We start from the raw sequence: 22869 nt of genomic DNA, 5'->3' as shown, positions 1-22869 counted from the left end.
TCAGGCCACCAACTTGGCGCGCCGCACCAGCGGCCGCGCGAACAATTCAGCGAGATCGGCCGCCTGCTCGTAACCCTGGATCGGGGTGAACACGAGTTCGATCGACCATTTGGTGGTGATGCCTTCCGCTTCGAGCGGATTGGCGAGGCCGAGGCCGCACACCACGATGTCGGGGCGCGCCAGACGGCAACGATCGAGCTGATCGTCGACGTCCTGACCTTCAGTCAGCGCGACGCCGGCCGGAAGCAACTTCAGCTCTTCGGCGAGCTGCTCGCGGTGCAGATACGGGGTGGCGACTTCGACGAGCTTCATGTCCAGCTCGCGCGACAGGAATCGCGCCAGCGGAAGCTCGAGCTGAGAGTCGGGGAAGAAGAAGATCCGCCGGCCGCCGAGTTCGGCCTTGAATGCCGCGAGCGCCCGCTCGGCACGAGCGCGGTTGGGCGACGTGACTTGATCGAACTTCGCCGGATCGACCCCGAACGCATTGGCGGCGGCCCGCAGCCACCCCGTGGTGCCTTCGACGCCGAGCGGAAACGGCGCCGCCAGACGCTTGGCGCCGCGCTCCTCCAGCGCCCGCACGGTGTCGGGCAGGAATGGCTGCGCCATCAGGATCTTGGTATTCGGCCCGATGCTCGGCAGCGCGGTCGATTTGCGCGGCGGAAAGAACGCAACGTTGTCGACGCCGAGCGCATCGAACATCCGCACGAACTGGTCTTCGACCACATCGGCCAGCGAACCGATCACCAGCAGCGACGGCTTGGCATCCGTCGACGCCGGCAATTCCGGCACCAGCGAGGCCAGACAGGCGTCCTCGCCCTGCGTGAACGTGGTTTCGATGCCGCTGCCCGAGTAATGCAGAATGCGCACGTCCGGGGAGAACCGCTGCGACAGCCGCAGCGCAGCACGCGACAGATCGAGCTTGATGACCTCCGACGGACACGAGCCGACCAGGAACAACAGCTTGATGTCGGGCCGGCGCGCCAACAACTGGGTGACGATGCGGTCGAGCTCGTCGTTGGCGTCTGTCAGGCCGGCGAGATCCTTCTCTTCCATGATCGCCGTGCCGAACCGCGGCTCGGCGAAGATCATCACGCCGGCGGCCGACTGGATCAGGTGCGCGCAGGTGCGCGATCCGACCACCAGAAAGAACGCATCCTGAATTTTGCGGTGCAACCAGACAATGCCGGTCAATCCGCAGAACACTTCTCGCTGTCCGCTCTCAGTGCGAATCTCACGAGACACCAATTGATCCGCAGCAGCGGTCGAACAGCCTGTGACGTGCACGGTCATGCGCGGCTCCCGGAAACCGAAGGTTCACGCAGGCCGGCCATCCGCTCGTCACGACGCGCGGCACGCAATTTCAGCACGAACTGGGTGGCGTTGACGACATAGGTCGCATAGGCGGCAAGGGCGACGTACATCTGATCGCGCGCATCGCCGAGGCCGAGGAACAGCATCACCAGGTAGACGGTGTGCAGCGTCAGCACCAAGAAGCTGAAGACGTCTTCCCAGAAGAACGCAGGCGCAAACAAATAACAGCCGAAGACTTCGCGCTCCCAAATCGCCCCGGTGACCATGATGGTGTAGAGCACCAGCGTTTTGATCACGATCGACGCGGTCGCGGCGGCATAACCGTCTCCGGTCGCAAGATACCACAACACCAATCCGAGACTGACCAGGAACACCAAAAACTGGACCGGTGCCAAAATACCTTGGACCAGCGTCCATTTTGTCGAATCGCGACGAACTCGCTCTTCGGGGGTGTAGAGCATCTTAACTGCTTGCTTTTGTTGCTGAACCCGCTCGGCGCCACCATGACGCGATGCGCCGACCTCGGGATCCTTCATGTAAAGAATGTTTGACACATCCCCATCACGGTGATGCGATACCGAGGTCACCGGTTGGGAGGCCGGGACTGTCGCACCCAGACCCTCATTTTCTTGATCTGTTGCTGACCGACGATGCACCGCGCCACTCCCAAAAGTGCGGCTGATCAACAAAGGCTAGTCTCCACGCATGCCACTGTCAATCAAACCATACGTAAATTAAACTTGACGGTCCAAGGACCGTCAGCCTTATGTCTATGGTCAGGGAGTACCCCTATGGCGGACTGGGACGATCATCCGACCGCGGCGAATACCGCCGCCGAACCAGCCACCTTCCCGGTGACTCCCCTGACCCCGGCGATTTCGGAGCCTATCTGGCGGTGTCCCCCGCCACTCCAGTCATCGGCCATCGCCACCTCGCTCCGAACCCTCGCGTTTTCCCGAACGACGCCGTCGCAGATCCCATTTCCGAGCATGTCCACCCCGGTCGATCCTGGTACGTCTTTCGGTGTGCAGCAGTTCACCTTGCTGGTTCTCAGCCACGACGAGACGGCAGCCTTCGACTACGTGGAGAGTCTTATCTCGCAGGGGACTGCCACCGAATTGATCTTCCTCAACCTGCTCGCCCCCGCCGCGCATCGCCTCGGCGAGATGTGGGAGGACGACACCGCCAGCTTCGTCAACGTCACGCTCGCGGTTAGTCGCCTGCAACGCATGCTTCGACGGATCGGCGAGAGCGTCGCCGACGAGCGGCGCGTGAGCGGCACCGGTACGGCGCTGCTAACGACGATTCCCGGCGAGCAACACAGCTTCGGCCTGACGATGGTCGCGGAATTCTTCCGGCGCGACGGGTGGGACATCTGGACCGGCCCGTTCGACTCGCGCCGCGAGATGATCGCGTTGGTGCAGGAGCGGGCGTTCGACGTCGTCGGCTTTTCGGTCGGCGGCGAGCGCCATCTCGATCAATTGAAGCACGACATCCAGAACATCCGCCGCGATTCTCGCAATCGCCATGTCGCGGTTCTGCTCGGTGGCCCGCTTCTGGTTCGCCGGCCGGAATTGATCCGTGCAGTCGGTGCGGACGGCTGCGCGGTCGATGGCGCGAGCGCGCCGGGACTTGCCCGTGAGCTGGTCCACGCGGCGCGGAACAAGAGCTGACGTCGGTTCGCGCGCGGACTGCGATTTCTGGTATAAGGCCTCCTGCATTGGAGGACCGGCATGGTTGTGGAAGCAGCGGAGCGCGGCGCGGACAGCGTCGTCACCGCATTGTATGTGCGAACTCGACAGTTACACCTCGAAGCTGAGAAGTCCGGCATCCTCGCAAAGATCCTGCACGGAACCGCAGGACGCGACGGCTACACGCTGCTGCTGCGCAATCTTCATCCCACCTATCAGGCGATCGAGGCCGGCATCGAACGTCATCGTGACAATCCGATCCTGTCGCCGCTGGCCGCGTATTCGCTGGCACGCACGCCCGCCATCGAATCCGACCTGAAGGCACTCGCCGGCGCGGATTGGAGGGAACGGCTGCCGGTCCTGCCGTCCGCCGCAGCCTATGCCGAGAGGATCGTGCAAGTGAGCCAAGGCGACGGCAGCCTGCTGATCGCGCACGCCTACACGCGCTATCTCGGCGATCTCAACGGCGGACAGATCGTGCGTCGGCTGCTGGAGAAAACCATGCAGCTCGGCGCCGACGAACTGGCGCATTACGACTTTTCCGCGATCGGTGATCCGGCGACGTTGAAGACCGACTATCGCAACGCGCTGGAACGTGCCGGCGCGGCCGCGCCCGATCCGGCTGCGATCATCGAGGAAGGCGCGGTGGCGTTCACCTACAACATCGCACTGTCGATGGACGTACAGCGCCACCAGGCCTGAAGGCCGCCTTTCCGCGGCGCGCCCAGATGGGACCTACAGCGCTCTATCGATTGATCGAAGCGGATTTGGCCCTTGCCACGGGCCGAACGTCCTCATCCTGAGGAGACCGGCAAAGCCGGCGTCTCGAAGGATGAGGAGCCACATCGCGTGCGGCGCATGGTTTGAAACGGCGCTTCGCGCCTCCTCACCATGAGGTTCTGCAGGCTGCGACCGATAGGAAGTGCGGTCCTGATTCTGTCGAAAGCAGAAATAATCTAAGTCTTCTTGTCGCGCGATCCGTCTTCGCTGTGGTCGCTGCGCGTGGTGCGGGCGGAATGCTCCACAAGATGGCCGAGAACTTCGGCGGTGCGCAGCATCGACTGCCGCACGCCCTCGAGCAGTTCGGCAATCCGTCCCGTCTCGACGCCGTAGGTGATTTCGAGCGCCGCGAGCTGGGCATTCTCGACCAGCGCCGACAACAGCTTCTCGTGCAGCAGGTCCGATTTGGAATCCAGCCGGAGGCCGGGCCGTGAGCTGGCGAGGAGCCCCTCCTGAAACCTGGTGCGCGCCGCAGCAGCTGTGCGGCGATCAGTCGCGTCGTTGAAGATCAACACGAAGCCGAGCGCCCGGTCCTGCGACGGGGTCACCGGATCGGCACGGACCAGCAACGGCCGCGGGGTGTTGCCGGCGCCGCGCAACAACACCTCGCCGCGCCATCCGCGTGCATAATCGAGCAGTTCAGCGACGTTGAGCAGAAAATCGCGCGGCTCGACGAACAGACTGGCGAGATCTTCCAGATGTGCGAGCGCAGGCGCGCCAGCCGGCAGCATCGCACGAAACGCGTCGTTCATCAGAACGATGTGGCCATCGGCATCGGTGATCAGCACAGGCTGCAACGACGCCTCGAGCTGACTGGAGAACTGTTCGTATTGCTCGCGCGCGATCAGCGTCCGCACAGCGCGGAACTGCAGCACGATATCGGCCACGGTCTGGCCGATATTACGAGCAGCGGCGAGATCGGCCGCGGTCCAGGGATCGGACGTGCCCTCGACCACCTGGTGCCACTTCGCGAAGGATCGCCGCGGCGACAGGTCGGCCGGACTGTCGCCGATCGTGAACGGCTTTTTCGGATCGCCGCCCCAGGTGACGGTGTGCACGCGCTCGGGGCGAAACCAGATCACGAATTCGCCGCGATGATCCGAGATCGGCGCGGCCACGACCCCGCTCGCCTCCCGGGTCAGGTGCGCGAAACGGGGTATCTCAAGGCCGAGCGAAGCGGTCGAGGTCACCAGTGATCGCGGCAAACCGTCGAGCCAGGCGGCGATCGCGCGAATGTCCTGGGTGCCGGGCACCTCGCCGACCGTCCTGATCTGATCTTCGTAGACCAGCGCGCAGCCGGAAGCGCGCAGCGGCTGCAGGATCGATTGCGTGGTGTCGAAGATCGCCGGACGCCAGTCGCCCTCGCGGGTGATCGATTCGATCATGCGCTGCTCGAGCCTCTGCACGAACAGCTCGGACTGACTCTGGGCGAAGCTCTCCAGCGCAGTGATGCGGGTCGCGATCGCCTCGGCGAGCAGCTCGCAGATCGCGCGCAACTCGAAATGGATGAAGCGCGGCAGATAATGGTGACAGGCCACCAATCCCCACAGCTTGCCGCCGACCACGAGCGACACCACCAGCGTGGCCCGGACGCCCATGTTCTTCAGGTATTGCAGATGGATCGGCGACATCGAGCGCAGAAAGCAGCCCGACATGTCGAGATCATGCCCGGTCAGCGGCGACAGTCGCGGCTCGATCGGCACCGGCTGATAGCCGACGTCGACCAGCACCCGCACGCGCTGGCGCTCGTAGAGCCGGCGCGCCATTTGCGGAATGTCCGACGACGGATAGCGATTGCCGAGATAGGATTCGAGGCCGGGGACGTGGCGTTCTGAGAACACCTCGCCGTGGCCCTCCTCGTCGAAACGATACACCATCACCCGGTCGTAGCCGGTGCGTTGCTGGAACAGCAGCGCGGCGTCGTCGCACAGCGCGCGCAGCGAACCGGCACCGCGAATCCGCTCCAGCGCCGGCGCCAGAGAGCCCGACAGATCGATCGGCGGGCCGGCGCGTTCGAGCTCGATCACCAATCCACCGCTCGACGGCCGGTGGATCAACCCGTCGTAATCCGAAGCCGGATCGCCGATCCGGCAGCGCACCGCGACCGCCATGCCCTCGGCGGTCGGATCGAGATGCGGCAGGATCTTGATCAGCAGATCGCCATCGATCTCAGCGAGCGGAACGCCGAGCACCCGCTTGAGGTTCAGGAATTCCGCAGCGTTGGCGCTGGCCTGGATGACGCGATGATCCGGCTCGCTGACGACCAGAAGAGCGCCGTGCGGCTGGATCGAGCCGGCGAGATGGATCTCTTCGCGTTCGCAATTCGAAAGATCGGCGGTCCCGAATGCGGGGCTGCTCGAGGCAATAGCTGCCACTCAATCCTCTGCGTCGTCTGCGGCGCCGTCCGCGTCGTCGAGAGCAGCGGAGCCGGCGCTCTTGTCGTCGAAGCCGTAGCGGTGGAGCTTGGCATAAAGACTCTGCCGACTCAAACCGAGCAATTCGGCGGTGGCCGTGCGATTGCCGCGCGACCGCAGCAGAGCCTCCTTGACGTAGTGCTGCTCGACGATGCCGACCGTATCCTTGACCAGCTTGCGCAGAGAGGTTCGGCCGAGCTGCCGGCTGATCGGCCCGAGCGCTTGGCGCAGCGGTTCGCCGTCGGCCGCCGGATCGAGCCGGCGCGATACGTTCCGGATCAGCACGGCGATGTAATTGTCCTCGTCGCCGTCGATGGCGGAGATCTCGATCTCGGTCTCGGTGCCGAGCTCGCCCCGGATCGTCGTTTGAAACAGCCGCACGGCGTTGAAGCGCCGAAGCAGAGTCAGCAGGCTGGACAGATCGGCGCCGGGCTGCCCCAGCCAGCGCCCGAGCGAGCATCCGATCGCCGCCGGCTTGGATCCAAGCTGAACCAGATCGAGAAATGCCTGATTGACGTGACGAACCACGCCGGCCGAATCCATCGCCACGAAACCGTCGGGGACGCGGTCGATCAATCCCCGCAGCATCATGTCGTCGTCGGCTTCCTCGACGGCGGGCGCGGTCGCCACCGGCGTGAGGTGCAGCAGGAAAACCTGGCGCCGATCTGCCGACATCAGCGAGCCGCGCAGCGTCCACGCCCTGCCATGACGACCGAAATGAACCAGGACGCTCAGGGCCGTGCCGCGTTCGCGCACGCGCGCCAACATGTCACGGACCGCATCCCGGTCGGCGGCAGCGATCTGAGGGATGAAGTCGTTCCCCGCCAGATCGTCGTTGCCACGCTCGCCGCTGATCGCATTGATCGCTGCGCGGTTGGCCTCGACGATCCGAAAATCGTCGGCGGTGACGATCATCACGGCGTCGGCGGCAGCATCGAACACCAGCCTGTAGCGCGTCTCCAGTTCGCGCAGCCGCCAATAGTCGCGCTCCATCGCCTGCTGGGCGGCGATCAGCCGGGAATGCAGCTCGGTGACCGCCTGCATGTTCTTGCCGACCGCAATCATGCCGGTGCGGTCGCCCAGCAGCATGGTGGTGAATTCGATCGGGATTTCGACGCCGCTCGGGAACGTCTGGTTGACCTGCCGGAAGGCTGAAATTCCGCTGCGTCGCGCATCGTCCATGATGCGATGCACGCTTTCGTCGCCGGAGATGTCGCTCCAACGCCGTCCGAGCCACCCATCGACGCGTTCGGCCGCCATCGCCGGAGACAGCGTGACCTCTCGAATCACACCTTCCATGTCGAGCAGAAGAGTGACGTCGGCGTGAACGGATTTCGTGACCATCAGCTCCGCTCGCCTATGGCAGGGCGTCAATACGACGCATTGTCGAGACATTGCCGTGTTCACAAGGACTTAGTCGCACTTACGGGCTATGGCAAGTGTCTTCCGCAACGCGAAAAGCGAAAATTAGCCGAATTGCCTAGTCGGAAATAAAATTTCGATAGATCAACGTCATCAGGCAAAATTGCTTCGCACAACCTATCGTCATTTACGTTAGAACGACTTTACAGAACCGTTCAGAACGGGTTTGGATGCGACTGTCTGTCATGGCCGACAAGGCCCGGGGTCGCTCGACGCCAAGACGGGTTCTTCAAGGAGAGAGACGTGGTCAAAAAACTTCTCACAATCGTCAGCATCGCCGCCACCGCAGGAGCTCTGTCGATCGGCACCGCTTCGGCTCAGGATGCCGCGAAGGGCGAAGCCGTGTTCAAGCAGTGCATGACCTGCCACCGCGCCGACAAGAACATGGTCGGCCCGGCTCTGGCCGGCGTCGTCGGCCGCAAGGCGGGCACCGCTCCGGGCTTCAGCTATTCGCCGCTGAACCATCACTCGGGTGAAGCCGGTCTGGTCTGGACCCAGGAAAACATCTTCGCTTACCTCGCCGATCCGAACGCCTTCCTCAAGAAGTTCCTGACCGACAAGGGTCATGCGGATCAGGCCGTCGGCGCCACCAAGATGACCTTCAAGCTCGCCAACGAGCAGCAGCGCAAGGACGTGGTCGCCTATCTGGCCACCCTGAAGTAAGTCGATCCGACTTACCGACGTCTGGACGTCACGAGGGCTTCGGTTCGCACGAACCGGAGCCCTTCGTGTTTTCGGGCTGCTGTTCTTCTGTTCTTCGCCGTCGCTGGTTGTTGAAGGCGCCCTGCCCGCTCTCAGCGCCAGCGCCGCAGCACGTCCACCAGATGCGCGCCGCCGGCGGCGAGCAGGCACAGAGTCGGCACCAGCCAACCCGCACCGGCGAGCACGGCGCGCAGCGCCAGCAGCATCAGCCCGCCGGAGATCATCCCGGGCAGGAAATCGGCCGGCGCGATGCCGCGCTTGCGCCACAGCCAATAGCCGATCACCGCGATCGCCTCGATCACGAGGAAGATCAGCACCCAGTCGACGAAGGCGCCGCTGGCGAACAGTTCGGACATCATCTGCATGGTGGCTCTCGATGCGACCGCATCGTCAGGGGATCAGAACGGCGTGTTCAGCGCGACCACGGTCCAGTTGAGGTAGGCGGCGAACGTCACCCAGACCAGATAGGGCAGCAGGTAATAGCTCGCGGTGCGGGCATTGCGCCAGAACACCACCACGCCGACCAGCACCGACAGCCACAGCAGCGGCACCTCCAGCAGCGCCCAATCCGGCCGCCGCACGGTGAAGAACAGCATGCTCCACAGCACGTTGAAGAAGCCGTTGGCGGCGAACAGCCCGATCACGAAATCGCGCTGGGCGCGGGTGCGCGCGCCGCGCCAGGCATAGACCGCGGACATCGCGGCGAGCGCGAAGATCACCGTCCAGGCCGGGCCGAACGCCCAGTCCGGCGGCTGCCACCAGGGTTTGACGAGACTTTGGTACCAAGTCCCGGTGTCGGTCAGCGAACCGCCGAGCAGACCGACGAAGATCGCGACGGCGGCCGCGACAAAAATCGGATTCACAAGCCACCGCCTGGAGCAATCAAACCGACGCCAGCCCCGTCATGTGGGCCAGGTTCTTGAAGAAGATCCGAACATGCGCGATCGGCTTGGCGCGCACCAGCCTCTTGTTCATGTACGAGTCCCACGTCAGCTTCTGGACATCGCGATCACGGCAGATGCTGACGAATTGTTCGCGGCGCTTGTCGCTGGCGTACCAGTACCACTGCATGATGCCGAGGATCCGGAACACCGAGCCGTTGGCGCGCATGAAGCGCTTGCGGGCCAGCTTCAGCGCCTTGGCGTCGGCGGTCTGCAGGAACTCGCCGACCGCCTCGGCGGCGAGCCGGCCGCCGAGCAGCGCGTAGTAGATGCCTTCGCCGGACGCCGGCGCGACCACGCCGGCGGCGTCGCCGGCGAGCAGCACACTGTGGCCGTCGTCCCAGCGCGGCAGCGGGTGCAGCGGGATCGGCGCGCCTTCCTTGCGGATGGTTTCGACCTCGTCGAGGCCGGTCTGCTTGCGCAGCTCGGCGACCGAATCGCGCAGCGAGAAGCCCTTGTGCATCGAGCCGGTGCCGACGCTGACGGTCTGGCCGTGCGGGAACACCCAGCCGTAGAAGTCCGGCGAGACCTGGCCCTGATAGTACACGTCGCAGCGCCGGCTCTCGTAGGCGGCCCGCTGTTCGGCGGTCGGCGCCTTGATGATCTCGTGATAGGCGAACACGAACGGCACCCGATCGGCGTCCTTCAAGAACTGCCGCGCCACACCCGACACCGCACCGTCGGCACCGATGATCGCACGGCAGCGCACCGTCTGATCGATCATCGCGCCGTCGGGCTGGCGCTCTTCGTAGTGCACGGTGTTGACGCCGGACTCGTCGCGGCTGAACCGCTTGAACAGGCCGGTGCGCCGTTCGGCGCCGACGGTCGCGGCGCGCTGGCGCAGCCACTCGTCGAAATGCTCGCGATCGACCATGCCGACGAAGCCGCCGTCGATCGGCATGTCGACTTCGACATTGCTCGGCGACACCATCCGCGCGGCGTTGATCTTGGCCACCAGCATGCTGTCGGGGATCGCGAAGTCTTCGATCGCCCGCGGCGGAATCGCGCCGCCGCACGGCTTGATCCGGCCGGCGCGGTCGAGCAGCACCACGCGCTTGCCGGCGCGCGCCAGATCGCACGCCGCGGTCGCACCGGCAGGGCCGCCGCCGACGACAACGACATCGTAAATTGCGGAGTTCTCGGTCATCTCAACCTCCCGCCACTGCTGTATTGGACAGATCGACGTCACGGCGGTTCTGCGCGCGATGTACCCATACCGCCATTGCCGCCGACACCAGGAACAAACCTGCTTCCGCGGCGAACACCACCGCATAGGACACCGCCGGCGCGCCCAGGATCAGGCGTGCCAGATCGCTCGCCAGCGTGCCGATGAAGCCGCCGATGCCGAACGCGATCGCCTGCGCGGCGCCCCACAGCCCCATCCGCACGCCTTCGCGATGTTCGCCGCCGGCGCCGACCAGTTCCATCATCGACCCGATCGCCGCCACCGCATAGGCGCCGTTGGTGACGCCGAGCATGAACACGGTGGAGCGCAGCGGCCAGGACGGACCGATCACGGCAGCCGAGGACAATCCGAGCAGCGCGATCGCGGAGGCGATACAGCCGCCGATCGTCCACATCTGCAGATTACCCCGCGACTTCGGAAACAGCGCGCCGATGATCGGCACCATCGCCATGCCGATCAGCGTGCCGCCGTGCTGCATGCTGGACAGCTTGGTGGTCTCGCCGGGCGTGAAGCCGAACACCGCGCCGGCGAACGGCTCGAGGATCAGATCCTGAGCGCTGTAGGCCAGCATCGACACGAACACGAAGACTGCGAAGCGTCGCGCCTGCGGCTCGTGCCAGACGTCCGCGAACGCCTTGCGGAACGATTCCTGTTGCGCCGCCGGCTTCGCCATTGGCGCGGTCGCAGCGGTGCGGCCTTCGACGCCCCAGACGCCGAGGAAGGTGAGCACCATCGCGATCAGCGACACACCGCCCGATACAGCGACCAGCCGCTGCGGCGAGAACGGATCGAGCAGATGCCCGGCGACCGCTGTGGTGACGATGAAGCCCGCGATCATCATGACCCAGACGATGGTCGCCGCTGCGGCGCGGCGCTTCTCGTCGACCCGCTTGGCGAGCAGCACCAGCAGCGACGTGCCGGCCGCACCGACGCCGCCGCCGATCAGGCAGAACGCGACGATCGCCAGCGCTGTGCCGGCCAGCGTCTGCACCGTCATCAGCGCGGTGGCGCAGGCGGCCAGGAAACCGCCGAGCGCCAGCACCGCCATGCCGCCGATGATCCAAGGCGTGCGGCGCGCGCCGCGGTCAGAGCCGTGCCCCCAGGCCGGGCGGAACACCTGCAGCGCGTAGTGAATCGCCACCAGCGCGCCCGGCAACATCGCCGGCAATGCCAGCTCCACCACCATCACCCGGTTCAGCGTCGAGGTGGTCAGCACCACGATGGCGCCGAGGCCGGTCTGAACCAGACCCATCCGAACAATGCCGAGCCAGGACAGCGGGCGCATCATGATCAAGCGGCTCCGAACGATGAAACGGCGACGGCGCTGGCCATCATGCCGGACACATACAGGGCGACGCCGAGTCCCGAGAACCAGGTGGCGCGTTCGACCGGCGAGCGCAGAAACCGCACCATCAAGGCGAGTTGGACGGCGAGCACGAAGCCGACGATGCCGGCCTGGATCGGCCGATCCCACGACAGCAGCAGCGCCACCACGATCACCTGCGGGATCGCCATCACGGCACAGAGCACCCGCGCGGCGTTGTCGACGCCGAGTTTGACCGGCAGCGAACCGACACCGGTCTTGATATCGCCCTCGATCGATTTGAAGTCGTTGAGCGTCATGATGCCGTGCGCGCCTGCGCTGTACAGCAGCGCGAGCGCCACGATCCACCACGGCGGCAGACCGGCGAGCATCACCGCAGCGCCGGTGAACCAGGCGAAGCCCTCATAGGTGATGGCGCAGGCGGCGTTGCCGAGCCAGCCGTTCTGCTTCAGCCGGAACGGCGGCATCGAATACATCCAGGCGAGCACCAGGCCGAGGACGGCGGCGCCGAACACCCAGGCGCCGAGCAGGCTCGCCAGCAGCAACGAGGCCGCGGTCCACAGAAACGACAGATACAAGCCCCAGCGGCCCGGAATGCGCCCGGATGGAATCGGTCGGTTGGGCTCGTTGATGGCGTCGACGTCGCGATCGAACCAGTCGTTGACCACCTGGCTGGTGGCGACCAGCAGCGGGCCGCACAGCACGATGCCGGCGATCACTTCCAGCCAGCGGCTCGAGATCGGCACGCCGGCGGAGACGACGCCGCAGCCGAACGCCCACATCGGCGGAAACCAAGTGATCGGGTGCAGCACTTCGAGCACCGCGGAAGGCGCCGGACGCAGCGCCACACTGTTACTCATCGAGTCCGTCTCCTTCCGGCGCGTGTTCGGCCAGACCGTAGCGGCGCAGCTTGACGTACAGGCTCTGCCGGCTCAATCCGAGCATGTCGGCGGCCGAGGCGCGGTTGTCTCCCGTCAGCTCCAGCGCCGCTTCGATCGACAGCTTCTCGATCACATCGGTGGTCTCGCGCACCAGATCGCGGAGCGGCACCCGACCGATCAGCTCGGTGAGCTGCGCCATCGAGCGCGGCAGTTCGCGTTTCGACGTCGCCGCTGTGGTCAGCCGCTTCTCGACGTTGCGAATCGCAAAGCCGAAGCACGGCTTGTCTTCGATGTCCTTGAGGGCGACCGCCGAGACTTCGACCTCTGCGACCGCACCATACTCACCGCGCAAAACAGTGGCGAACAGCTTGATTGCGCCGCTTTGCCGCAGGTTGGCGAGCGCCACCGACAAATCGACTCCGGTGCGGCCGAGCCAGCGATCGAGCAACTCGCCCCGCGCCTGTTCGGCGCTGCCGAGCTGCGCCATTTCCAGAAACGCCAGATTGGCGCGCACGACGCGGCCGTCATATTGGGTGACCGCCAGCGCATCGGCTGCGGATTCGAAATACTTGACCAGCAACGAAGCCGCTTTGGCGCCGCCGATTCCGGGCGACGCGCCGTAAGGCGTCAGACGCACCAGAAACAACGACGCATTCTCCTGCCGGAACAGCGACGCCGACAGCTCACACTCCCGCGCTCCATCGGCGAGCTTGATGCGAGCCCGGCCGTCGCGACCGCTGGAACGCACCTCGGCGAACAGGCTCAGAACGGTCTGCTGGTCGGCGCCGCTGACGAAGCCGAGCACCGGCGCGTTCAACGCCTGCGGCGCGCTGGTATCGAACAGCGCGAGCGTCGCCGGATTGGCATCCACGATCAGTTCACTGGTCGCATCCACGATCATCACTGCTTCCGACGACACCTGGAACAGCAACCGGTATCTCGTCTCGGCGTGCCGCAGCCGGATGTAGTCGCGCTCCATCGATTGCTGGGCGTTGATTAGCCGCTGCTGCATCGTCGCGAGTTGACGCAGATCACGACCGACCACGAGCGTGCGGTCGTCTCGCCCAAAATTGATCGCCGAATACAGTACGGGAATGTCCTCGCCGTTCAGCGAAGGATGGTTGACCTGTCGCCAGATCGGCACGTCGCGCAAGGTGGCGTCGAGCAGCAATTCACGAATCTTCGGCTGGGTGTCGGACGTGACGATATCGATCAGTCGCGAGCCGAGCCACCGCCCCTGGCGATCGAGCTCGTGCGCCAGTTCGTCTTTGTTGAACGCCGTGTCTCGGATCACGCCTTGCGCATCCACCACCAGCGCGACATCGGTCGCAGCGGCGATAAGCTTCGCAGCGGACTGGGCACCGAGATCCCCCAGCGACTCCTTCGGAGATTTGAACACTTGCACCAGGGCAAACATCCTCCAGCGAGAACTCGTCCTGCACTCCGACGTCTGAGTCCTTACAAGTCGAGCCTATTGTTGTTGGCAGTCTTCTAGGCTGTTCTCGAGGCCTCTCGGGCGGAGTTGGAGGCGCTTCGTTTACAGCAGGTCGCTTCCTTCGTCACCAGCCAGCGGTACAAAACCACCGCCAACCGATGGCTTTAAGTGAAGCTGAAAGCAGCAACGCGCGCCTGATCGGATTTGTACCATCAGGCGCGCGCATCATTCGCTCGGATAGACGTGCGGTTGTGTTTACCGCGGCGGCGCCAGGCCGTGCTTCACGCCCCAATCGAACCAGTTATCGACAACCGGACCGGTCAGGATGATGCCGATGGCACCGGTCAGCGGGCAGAGCACCGCAAACCACCACGCCCAACGATGGATCGATTCGGCAGTGGCGTTGAAGCCCATCGTCCAGCGCCAGAACAGAGCAGCGCGTTCAAGTGCGGTACCACGGTCCAGCATCTGCTCGATTTCGGGCTCACCGCCGTAGCGGCTCACGGCCAGGATGGTCGCACCGTGCATGGCGAACAGCAGGGCCGAGCCATACAGGAAGGCGATCGAGAGACAGTGGAAGGGGTTGTAGTACAGGTTGCCGTACTTGATCGAGAAGTTGTTGGTCCAGTCGAGGTGCGGGAAGATGCCGAAGGGCGGCGCTTCGCTCCAGGTGCCCATCAACACCGGCTGAATGAAGCCGAGCGCCAGGTACAGCAGGATGGCCGACGCGAACGCCCAAGCGATGTGGGTGCCCATGCCGAGCGCCCGAGCGCGGCGGTAGGTACGAACCCACCACAGCAGGATCGACACGGTCAGGAAGAAGCCGGCCATCAACCACCAGCCACCTTCCTTCAGCGGCGGAATGGTCAGACCGTATTCCGGCTTCGGCGGCTCGAGAGCCAGCCAGCAGAACTGGCGCAGGAATTCGATCGGGCTCCAGTCCACCGACGCCAGCATGTTGAGACCGATGATCTCGATCGCAACGAAGCCGCACAGCAGCGAGCAGACACCGGTGAAGCCGAGATAGACAGGGCCGATCTGGGCGTCGCCGAGCTTACCAAGCCAATAGAAGAAGGTGGTCTTGGTCTCGCGGGGCGAACTGCCGGGTCGTAGCGGCACCCCCGCATAGGCAGGTCCCTCAACCTGGACCTGCGTGAAGATGTTCTGGTATTGGGCCATGACAAGACTCTCTTGTGACCGGTTGAATTACGAATTCCAGATCGGCAGGTTGCGCCACCAATTCCACCAATCGGGCCACGAACTACCTTCTGCCAGCACCGGACCGCTGAGGATCATGCAGACCGCGCTGAAGAACACGGCCGACAGCGCCAGGAACAGGCCGAGGCGGTGAATGCCGATGGTACCAATCGAGTAGCCGACGAGATCGCGGAACACGGTGTTCTCGTGCTCCGGGGACTTCACGGGTTCGCCACGGTCGGGATTGAGCGCCGACAGCACCAAGCCGCCATGCAGCGCGAGCGCCAGACAGGTGGTGAAGAAGAACGTGATCGCGATCATGTGCGCGGGATTGTAGTGGAACTGGCCGTAGGCGTAGCCGGTGTTCGACACCCAATCGAGATGCGTGAAGATGCCGTAGGGGAAGCCGTAGCTCCAAGAGCCCATCAGGACCGGACGGATCACCACCAGCGTAACGTAAGCAAAGATGGCGAAGCTGAAAGCGAACGGAACGTGGTAGCCAATGCCGAGCTTGCGGCAGATTTCGACCTCACGCAGCGCCCAGGTGACGAACGCGCCGGTCGCGCAGATGCTCACCCACTGCCAAATGCCGCCCTCGGCGAGCGGCGCAAATCCCAGACCGTACTTCGCGTCCGGCGGGTTGACGCTGATCTGCCAGAGATTCCAGGTGGGGCCGAGCGCGGTGTTCCACATGATCAGCGCAATGCCGATCACCGCGAAGAACACGGTCATGACCCCGAAGATCCCAACGTAGAACGGGCCAACCCAAAAATCGAACAGGTCGCCCCCGATTAGCGTTCCGCCACGAACGCGGTATTTCTTCTCAAAGCTGAGCATTGCCATCGATCGTTCCTCCGCGTGCGAGCCAGGGAAAATCCATCGTCGTCGTCCAGTCCATGTCGCTTCCCGGAAGGGGGTGGGCCCGGCAGATCGGTCCGTTTCCCTTCCCTTCCGGCAAGCAGTGAGTCACGCCATTAGACCGGCATGCTCGGCGGAGTGAACGGCAGCGAGATCGACGCCGCCTTCGCCGCACGCGGACCATCGAGCCAGTTGAACCGGCTGGTGCTCAGCAGGATGAAGTGGATGATGATGGCCAGGCCGAACAGGAACACGAACAGCAGGACCAGCGCGCGACGCGGATCAAACAGAAGCCAAATTCGCCACATAGTAGTCGTCTCCCCTTAGCACAGGAACGAAGTCAGTTGATGCACGCTGTCCATCGCGTAGCCGGTCGCTTTGGGCAGCCACGGACGCCACATCCAGGCGAGGATGTGAGCGACAACCGCAACGACGATGAAGAGGAAGAAGCTGGTCACGAAGATCGAGTGGAATTCCTTGGCTTCCGCTTCGGAAAGTCCCGAGATGGAACCGTCACTCATTTGGTCACCTCCTAGTGATGGCCTTTCGGCCGACACGCCGCCCGAGCGAGGGCGGCTACGATTGCCGTATCGTTTCCGAAACGACAGCGATTTACCGTTTCGTCTCCAAAACGGCAGCCTTCCGTCCGGCGGAGGCCGGACGAAATTTCCGAATTACATTCCCATGAACGACGAGGTCACCAGCACGCTCGCTGCGTTGTGCGCCTCGCTGAACACCGATTCCTGCTGTCCGGATTTCTTGCGCCAGGGCATCGCCCGCGTGACGAGCGCGCGGGTCAAGAACAGCGCATAGCAAGCACCAAACATCGCTCGACTCTCGAACGCGGCGCTATCCGGTAGAACCCTCGAGCGACGGCCGGTGTGGACTAAGTCGGACATCGATCATCTCCTCACTCTTGGATTGCTCATAATTGGTCGCGACATTGTGAAGCGCATTGTTCTAGCTCAAATCATCGTTACACCGATTGACCGTCGAGCAGCGCTGCACGCGCTTTACTGACGAATTCGGTGGTGACTTTTTCCTGTCCGGCACGGCGCGCGCTGTTCTCAGCGGCGTCGCGCAGGCGTTTTGCAGCCGAAATCCGCACCAACACCGGGTGCGCCTCGAGCACTTCGTCGAGTAGCGCTTTGGCTTCGTCGCTCCACAGCAGTTCTTCGTGCCGGCGCGCGGGCGTCGGATCGACGCGATCGAGATCGCTGCCGAGCGGAAGAATGTTGAAAAGTGCGTCGAACAGCGCGTTACAGACTTCCTGCACCAGGTAAGTGGCGCCGGAATACCCCATGAACGGCGTGCCGGTATGACGGCGGATCACAGCACCCGGGAATGACGCCGGAATGTACACGGCGCGACCGCCGGTCTCGGCCAAGTACATTCTTTCGTTGTAGCTGCCGAACATGATCAGCGGCGGGGTCTGACGAATCGCCGCACGCACCGCTTCGTTGTCGGTCTTTTTGCCGACGCAGCGCGAGATCGCGAAGGTGCACGGCAGCCCCATCTCGTCTTCGAGGAAATGCCGCACGCCACGGGTATAGGTATCGGTCGCGACGATGGCGAAGCTGGCGGTGCCGAAGAAGTCCTGAGTCACCGACCGCCACAGATCCCACAGCGGCTTGATGGTGGTGTTCTTCTCGCGCTCGATGAACGGCTCGGGATCGAGACCTGTCAGTTCGCCGAGCTTGCGCAGGAAGCGCGTGGTCGAATGCAGACCGATCGGCGCCTGCAGATACGGCCGCTCGAGCGATTCGCACAGCAGCCGGCCGAATTCGCGATACATGCAGACGTTGACGTCGGCATTCACCAGCTTGGGAATATCAGACAGGTGCGTCCCCAGCGGGAACACCATGTTCACTTCGGCGCCGATGCCTTCGATCAGCCGGCGGATTTCGGCGAGATCGGACGGCATGTTGAAGGTGCCGTAGATCGGTCCGATGATGTTGACCCGCGGCTTCTCGCCGTCCTTGCGCTTGCGCTCGGGGATCTTCTTCGGGCCGTATTCCTTCCACAGCCACGAGATCGCGCGGTCGGCGCTCTGCCACTGATCCTCGTCGATGGTGCGCGGCAGGAAGCGCTTGATGCCGGTGCCTTCGGGCGTGACGCCGCCGCCGATCATTTCGGCGATCGAGCCGGTGACGACGACGGCCGGCAGATAGGGATCGAGCGCCTTGTGGGCGCGGTGCATCGCGCCTTCGGTGCCGAGCTTGCCGAGTTCTTCTTCGCCGAGGCCGGTGACGACGATCGGCAGTTCGTGCGGCGGCAGCGCGTCGGTGTAGTGCAGCACCGAGGTCACCGGCAGGTTTTCGCAACCGACCGGACCGTCGATGATGACCTGCAGGCCCTTCACCGCAGTGAAGGCGTACACGGCGCCCCAATAACCGCCGGCGCGATCGTGATCGAGGACGAGCATCAGATCATCTCCTCCGCCTTGCGCTTCTTGGCTGCGGCTTCGATCTGCTTCTTGTACTTCTCGCGATAGGCCGGAACGTCCTTCGGCGTGTCTTCCCAGACGCCGGCGGCATAGCCCTGCCCGACGTCGCCGAAGAACTCCTTCATCTCGTCGAATCGCGCCTTGTTGCCGAGCGCGGCGTTGATCACCTGCGCCAGCGAACCGGCGCCGGCGGGACCGAACAGCGGCCGCGCCGAGATCAGGTTGGTGAAGTACAAGGCCGGGATCGACATCGTCTTGGCCTTCTGCACCACCGGCGTGGTGCCGATGGCGAGATCCGGCTTAAATTCATCGACCGCCGCGAAGTCCTGCTCGAGCGAGGCGCGGTACTGCACCTTCACGCCCTTGGCCTCGAGCCATTCGCGATCCGGATCCGACCACTGGGTGCGCGGTACAGCAGTGCCGACATAAGGCACGTTCGCGCCGCTTTCGATCAGCAACCGCGCCACCAGCAGCTCCGAGCCTTCGTAGCCGGACACGGTGATACGCGCGTTGATCGGCTTGGCGGCAAGCGCCGCCTTGATGGCCGGCAGGAAGCGGTTCTTGGCGGCGTCGATCTTGGAGCGCTCGACGTTGCAGGCCGTGCCGATCGCTTCGAGCCACGCTTCGGTGCCGTCGTGACCGACCGGCGCCGAGCCGACGACCTTGCGGCCGGCGAGTTCGAACTGGCGGACACACGACTTGTAGAAGGGATGAATCGCCGCGACCACCTGGCAGTCGAGCGCCGCATAGAGTTCGCGCCACTCGCGGGTCGGCACCACCGGACCCACGGCAAGGCCAAGCGGATCGAGCATCAGGTTGATACCAACCGGATCAGCCGGGAACATCTCACCCAGCAACGTCACGGTCGGACGCTCGTTACGGCCGCCGCGCGGCGCCTGCACCGGGCCCTGCTCGGCTTCCTTGCGGGCGTATTCGAGCATCGCGCCGGACAGCACGTCCTTCGCCTCGGCGTGAGTCGGCACGCCGAAGCCCGGCACGTCGATGCCGATGATGCGGACGCCGTTGATCTCCTTCGGCAGCAGATCGAGCGGCACGCCGGACGCGGTCGGCACGCAGAGATTGGTGATGATGATAGTGTCGTACTGCGCCGGATCGGCGAGCTTGTAGACCGCCTCGCGGATGTCTTCGAACAGCTTGCCGGTGACCAGCGTTTCCGAGCTGAACGGCACGTAGCCGACGGTGCGGCGTGCGCCGTAGAAATGCGACACGAAGGTCAGGCCGTACACGCAGCAGGCCGAGCCGGACAGCACCGTCGCGGTGCGGCGCATCCGCAGGCCGACGCGGAGCGAGCCGAACGCCGGGCACATGCTCTGCGGCTGATCGTGCGGCCCCTTCGGATAGTCCGCGGCGTAGCGTTCGAGCACTTCGCTCTTGCCCGCAGCCTGCGCCGCCGCCTTCATCTCGGCAGCGCCGGCATGGCAGCCGAGACCGTCGGTTTTGGTCGCGGCTTCGTTGATCGCGGGCGCGTCGGTGTCGACGGAAAAGTCCGTCGCATCGTCACCGATCGATCCGGCGATACGGCCGGAATAACGAGACATCACACTCATGACGAACTCCCGATCACCCGATCTCAGACCTCGTCGTAGATCACTTCGAGCGACGGCTTGTTCAGCACCGCAGCGCCGCACATGTCTTCCATCGTGGCGGGCTCGAGCACGACATCACGGCCGGTGACGTCGCTCGAGAACAACCCGAGCAGACCATCCTGGGTGAGCGGCTTCGGCCGCACCGGCGGCGCGGTGGCGACGTTCTCGGCGAGCGTCGCGAACAGCGGTCCCCACTGCCCGTCCGGCAGGGCGACGATCTCGTAGTTGGCGCTCTTGCGGCGGATGCCTTCGTCGGCGGGAATCGCCGACAGCACCGGAATCCCGGCCGCCGCGGCGAAGGCTTGCGCCTCACCGGTGCCGTCGTCCTTGTTGATCACCATGCCGGCGACGCCGACATTGCCGCCGAGCTTGCGGAAATACTCGACCGCCGAGCACACGTTGTTGGCGACGTACAGCGACTGCAGATCGTTGGAGCCGACGATGATCACCTTCTGGCACATGTCGCGCGCGATCGGCAGACCGAAGCCGCCGCACACCACGTCGCCGAGGAAGTCGAGCAGCACGTAGTCGAAGCCCCACTCGTGGAAGCCGAGCTTCTCGAGCGTCTCGAAGCCGTGGATGATGCCGCGGCCGCCGCAGCCGCGGCCGACTTCCGGACCGCCGAGCTCCATCGCGAACACGCCGTCGCGCTTGAAGCAGACGTCGCTGATGGTGACTTCCTCGCCGGCGAGCTTTTTCTTCGACGAGGTCTCGATGATGGTCGGCGTGGCTTTGCCGCCGAACAGCAGCGACGTGGTGTCGCTCTTCGGGTCGCAGCCGATCAGCAGGACTTTCTTGCCCTGCTGCGCCATCATGTAAGACAGGTTGGCGAGCGTGAAGCTCTTGCCGATACCGCCTTTGCCGTAGATCGCAATGATCTGGGTTTCCTTGGTGACGGGAGTCGTCACCGGGGCATCGGGTTCAATCGATGCCTCGGCCCGGAGTTGTGCGTCTTGCAGGCTGATCTGCGGAACGACGTTCATCAGCTCGGTCTCCACTTCAGTACCATTTTGAGGCAGGCAGGGTCTTCGAAAGCGATGCGATAGGCGTCGGGAGCCGACGCCGCCTCCTGGTGGTGCGTGATCAGTCCATCGAGCGAGAGCTTGCCGCTGTCGATCAGCGCCTTGGTGGCGCCGATGTCCGGCGGCTGCCATTCCGCCGCGACGCGAATGCGTGCTTCACGCATGAACGCGGGCGGAAACGAGAACGACAGCGGCTCGCTGTAAAATCCAGCGAGCACGATCTCGCCGGTGGCCGCGATGCGCGAGATCAAAGTGTCGAGTAATTTTGGATCACCGCTGACGTCGTAGATGCTACGATAGTCGCGACGTTCGTCGGTCGCGGGATCGAGCACCGCATAACCTTCGGCGCCGCCGATGCGGATCGGGTTTTTCTCCCACACCACCGGCGGCGGATTGCCGAGCGCGATCGAAATCCGCGCCAGCAGCCGGCCGAGAACGCCGTGACCGACGACGCAGTCGGGCGGCGTCGCGCCGCGCGCGGCGATCGCATGATAAGCCGTCGCAGCCAGCGCAATGAGAATGCCGCGCTCGCCGAGCTGCGAATCCAAAGGCACCACGCGCTTGGCCGGCACGACCAGCCGCGACGCCGACGCGCCGAACAGGCCGCGCACTTCACCGAAGCACTTCGCACCAGGCACGAACACCATCTGGCCCGGCTTCAGGTCGGTGGCCGAACCAGCCTCCACGACCTCGCCAACCGACTCGTAGCCGGGGACCAGCGGGTAACCCATTCCGGGGAATTGCGGCATCCGGCCCGACCACAACAGCCGTTCCGTGCCGGTGCTGACGCCACTCCAGGCAACATCGACAACAATGTCGTCGTCAGTCGGCGCCGTGAGGCTCAAGCGACTGAGTTCGACCTGTTGTGGCTGCTTGAGTACGACCGCGATGGCGTCCATCGCCTACTCCAAATTCCGAACGGCAGAGCTCTGCCGCCGAGTGTCATGCTAAACTGACGGATCACAGTGTCAAGCCAGATTAACACAACTACCGTTTGGAGGCGGTAATTACGGAGGCAACCAACGGCATCGGAACCGGGTGCAAAACGACCTGGGAGAAGCCTGCACTCTCCAGCATCGCCTGCAGCCGAGGGAAGCTCCGGGCTTTCCCGGAGCCCATGGCGTAAAGGTAGAAGGCGAAATAGGCGTCGGAGATCGCGGCGGTGCCGGGAAGCCCGGCGATCGGTTCGGCGATCAACAGTTTTCCGTTGTCCGGCAACGCCTTGTGGACGGCGCGCAGCAGCGCCTCGACGACCTCGTCGTCGTGGTCGTGGATCACCCTGATGAGCGAGACGATGTCCGCCCCTTGTGGAAGCGGGTCGGTCGTGAAGCTGCCGCCCACCGCCGTCGCCCTGCCCGCCAGTCCATTCGCCTCGAACCGGGCCGCGGCCTTCGCGGCGACCGCCGGCAGATCGAACAGCATGCAGCGCAGCTGCGGCGCCTGGGCGGCGACCGCCGACAGGAACGAGCCGTCGCCGCCGCCGACGTCGAGCAGGCAGCGGTGCTCGCGGAACGAATAGACGTGCAGCACCTCGCGGGCGATCATCGGCTGCGACGCCGCCATCAGCGCCGTATAGGAGGCGATCGCATCGCCCGGCAGCTCGCCCGGCCGCTCGCCCCGCACATAAGCCCAATACGCCGCCAACTCCCCCC

General features: G+C 64.4%; 23 protein-coding genes. 3 read left to right on the top strand and 20 right to left on the bottom strand.

Annotated features, from left to right (window positions below; all coding sequences use genetic code 11):
- Positions 1-1290 (bottom strand): ferredoxin:protochlorophyllide reductase (ATP-dependent) subunit N, encoded by a 1290-nt coding sequence (locus DY468_RS12090; RefSeq protein WP_164605055.1) that lies wholly within the window; start codon positions 1288-1290, stop codon positions 1-3.
- Positions 1287-1847, bottom strand: coding sequence for a 2-vinyl bacteriochlorophyllide hydratase (gene bchF / locus DY468_RS12085; protein WP_230761260.1), 561 nt, complete (start codon positions 1845-1847; stop codon positions 1287-1289). The genes DY468_RS12090 and bchF overlap by 4 nt, the downstream gene beginning before the upstream one ends.
- Positions 1848-2051: 204 nt before the next feature.
- Between bchF and DY468_RS12080 the strand changes: the two genes are divergently transcribed.
- Both DY468_RS12080 and DY468_RS12075 read left to right on the top strand, forming a co-directional pair.
- A complete protein-coding gene (locus DY468_RS12080) occupies positions 2052-2984 on the top strand; it encodes a cobalamin B12-binding domain-containing protein (RefSeq protein WP_246700958.1) in 933 nt (310 codons plus the stop codon).
- Positions 2985-3044: 60 nt separating this feature from the next.
- Complete coding sequence (locus DY468_RS12075) at positions 3045-3704, top strand: biliverdin-producing heme oxygenase (protein ID WP_164605054.1); 660 nt, start codon at positions 3045-3047, stop codon at positions 3702-3704.
- A 254-nt stretch (positions 3705-3958) separates the two neighbouring features.
- Here DY468_RS12075 and DY468_RS12070 read toward each other — a convergent pair whose 3' ends face one another.
- The gene (locus tag DY468_RS12070) at positions 3959-6157 is read right to left on the bottom strand and encodes a GAF domain-containing protein (RefSeq protein ID WP_164605053.1); all 2199 of its coding nucleotides are present in this window, start codon (positions 6155-6157) and stop codon (positions 3959-3961) included.
- On the bottom strand, positions 6158-7540 hold the full coding sequence (ppsR, locus tag DY468_RS12065; RefSeq protein ID WP_164605052.1) for a transcriptional regulator PpsR: 1383 nt from the start codon (positions 7538-7540) through the stop codon (positions 6158-6160). It lies immediately after the preceding gene.
- Between the two features lie 321 nt (positions 7541-7861).
- Between ppsR (DY468_RS12065) and DY468_RS12060 the strand changes: the two genes are divergently transcribed.
- Positions 7862-8281 carry a c-type cytochrome gene (locus DY468_RS12060; protein ID WP_164605051.1) on the top strand — a complete coding sequence of 140 codons (420 nt, stop codon included), beginning with the start codon at positions 7862-7864 and terminating at the stop codon, positions 8279-8281.
- 131 nt (positions 8282-8412) lie between these two features.
- Here the strand turns inward: DY468_RS12060 and DY468_RS12055 are convergent, their stop codons facing one another.
- From DY468_RS12055 to DY468_RS11980, 16 genes are all read right to left on the bottom strand, one after another.
- A complete protein-coding gene (locus tag DY468_RS12055) occupies positions 8413-8685 on the bottom strand; it encodes a hypothetical protein (protein WP_164605050.1) in 273 nt (90 codons plus the stop codon).
- A 33-nt stretch (positions 8686-8718) separates the two neighbouring features.
- On the bottom strand, positions 8719-9183 hold the full coding sequence (locus tag DY468_RS12050; RefSeq protein ID WP_164605049.1) for a TspO/MBR family protein: 465 nt from the start codon (positions 9181-9183) through the stop codon (positions 8719-8721).
- Positions 9184-9202: 19 nt separating this feature from the next.
- Entirely contained in the window at positions 9203-10408 is a 1206-nt protein-coding gene (locus tag DY468_RS12045) for a geranylgeranyl diphosphate reductase (RefSeq protein ID WP_164605048.1), read from the bottom strand.
- A gap of 1 nt (position 10409) precedes the next feature.
- The gene (locus tag DY468_RS12040; RefSeq protein ID WP_164605047.1) at positions 10410-11735 is read right to left on the bottom strand and encodes a BCD family MFS transporter; all 1326 of its coding nucleotides are present in this window, start codon (positions 11733-11735) and stop codon (positions 10410-10412) included.
- Positions 11736-11737: 2 nt separating this feature from the next.
- Positions 11738-12631: a chlorophyll synthase ChlG gene (gene chlG, locus DY468_RS12035; RefSeq protein ID WP_164605046.1), complete on the bottom strand. Its 894-nt coding sequence runs from the start codon at positions 12629-12631 to the stop codon at positions 11738-11740.
- Complete coding sequence (gene ppsR / locus DY468_RS12030) at positions 12624-14057, bottom strand: transcriptional regulator PpsR (RefSeq protein WP_164605045.1); 1434 nt, start codon at positions 14055-14057, stop codon at positions 12624-12626. The genes chlG and ppsR (DY468_RS12030) overlap by 8 nt, the downstream gene beginning before the upstream one ends.
- 285 nt (positions 14058-14342) lie before the next feature.
- The gene (gene pufM / locus DY468_RS12025; protein ID WP_164605044.1) at positions 14343-15266 is read right to left on the bottom strand and encodes a photosynthetic reaction center subunit M; all 924 of its coding nucleotides are present in this window, start codon (positions 15264-15266) and stop codon (positions 14343-14345) included.
- A 27-nt stretch (positions 15267-15293) separates the two neighbouring features.
- Entirely contained in the window at positions 15294-16127 is an 834-nt protein-coding gene (gene pufL / locus DY468_RS12020; RefSeq protein ID WP_164605043.1) for a photosynthetic reaction center subunit L, read from the bottom strand.
- 131 nt (positions 16128-16258) lie between these two features.
- Positions 16259-16450, bottom strand: coding sequence for a light-harvesting antenna LH1, alpha subunit (gene pufA, locus DY468_RS12015; protein WP_011157087.1), 192 nt, complete (start codon positions 16448-16450; stop codon positions 16259-16261).
- A gap of 15 nt (positions 16451-16465) precedes the next feature.
- Positions 16466-16663, bottom strand: coding sequence for a light-harvesting antenna LH1, beta subunit (gene pufB / locus DY468_RS12010; RefSeq protein WP_011157086.1), 198 nt, complete (start codon positions 16661-16663; stop codon positions 16466-16468).
- A gap of 153 nt (positions 16664-16816) precedes the next feature.
- A complete protein-coding gene (locus DY468_RS12005) occupies positions 16817-17041 on the bottom strand; it encodes a hypothetical protein (RefSeq protein WP_164605042.1) in 225 nt (74 codons plus the stop codon).
- A gap of 77 nt (positions 17042-17118) precedes the next feature.
- Positions 17119-18567 (bottom strand): chlorophyllide a reductase subunit Z, encoded by a 1449-nt coding sequence (gene bchZ, locus DY468_RS12000; RefSeq protein ID WP_164605041.1) that lies wholly within the window; start codon positions 18565-18567, stop codon positions 17119-17121.
- The gene (bchY, locus tag DY468_RS11995; protein WP_164605040.1) at positions 18567-20156 is read right to left on the bottom strand and encodes a chlorophyllide a reductase subunit Y; all 1590 of its coding nucleotides are present in this window, start codon (positions 20154-20156) and stop codon (positions 18567-18569) included. The genes bchZ and bchY overlap by 1 nt, the downstream gene beginning before the upstream one ends.
- Positions 20157-20179: 23 nt before the next feature.
- A complete protein-coding gene (locus DY468_RS11990) occupies positions 20180-21178 on the bottom strand; it encodes a chlorophyllide a reductase iron protein subunit X (RefSeq protein ID WP_164605039.1) in 999 nt (332 codons plus the stop codon).
- Complete coding sequence (bchC, locus tag DY468_RS11985; protein ID WP_164605038.1) at positions 21178-22116, bottom strand: chlorophyll synthesis pathway protein BchC; 939 nt, start codon at positions 22114-22116, stop codon at positions 21178-21180. The genes DY468_RS11990 and bchC overlap by 1 nt, the downstream gene beginning before the upstream one ends.
- Before the next feature lie 88 nt (positions 22117-22204).
- A partial coding sequence (locus tag DY468_RS11980; protein ID WP_164605037.1) for a methyltransferase occupies positions 22205-22869 on the bottom strand: 665 nt, incomplete at its 5' end.

It is taken from the genome of Rhodopseudomonas sp. BR0M22, assembly GCF_010907035.1.
Classification (GTDB): Bacteria; Pseudomonadota; Alphaproteobacteria; order Rhizobiales; family Xanthobacteraceae; genus Rhodopseudomonas.
Note: the sequence above shows the minus strand (reverse complement) of the source record. Positions and strands in the feature narration are given on the sequence as shown.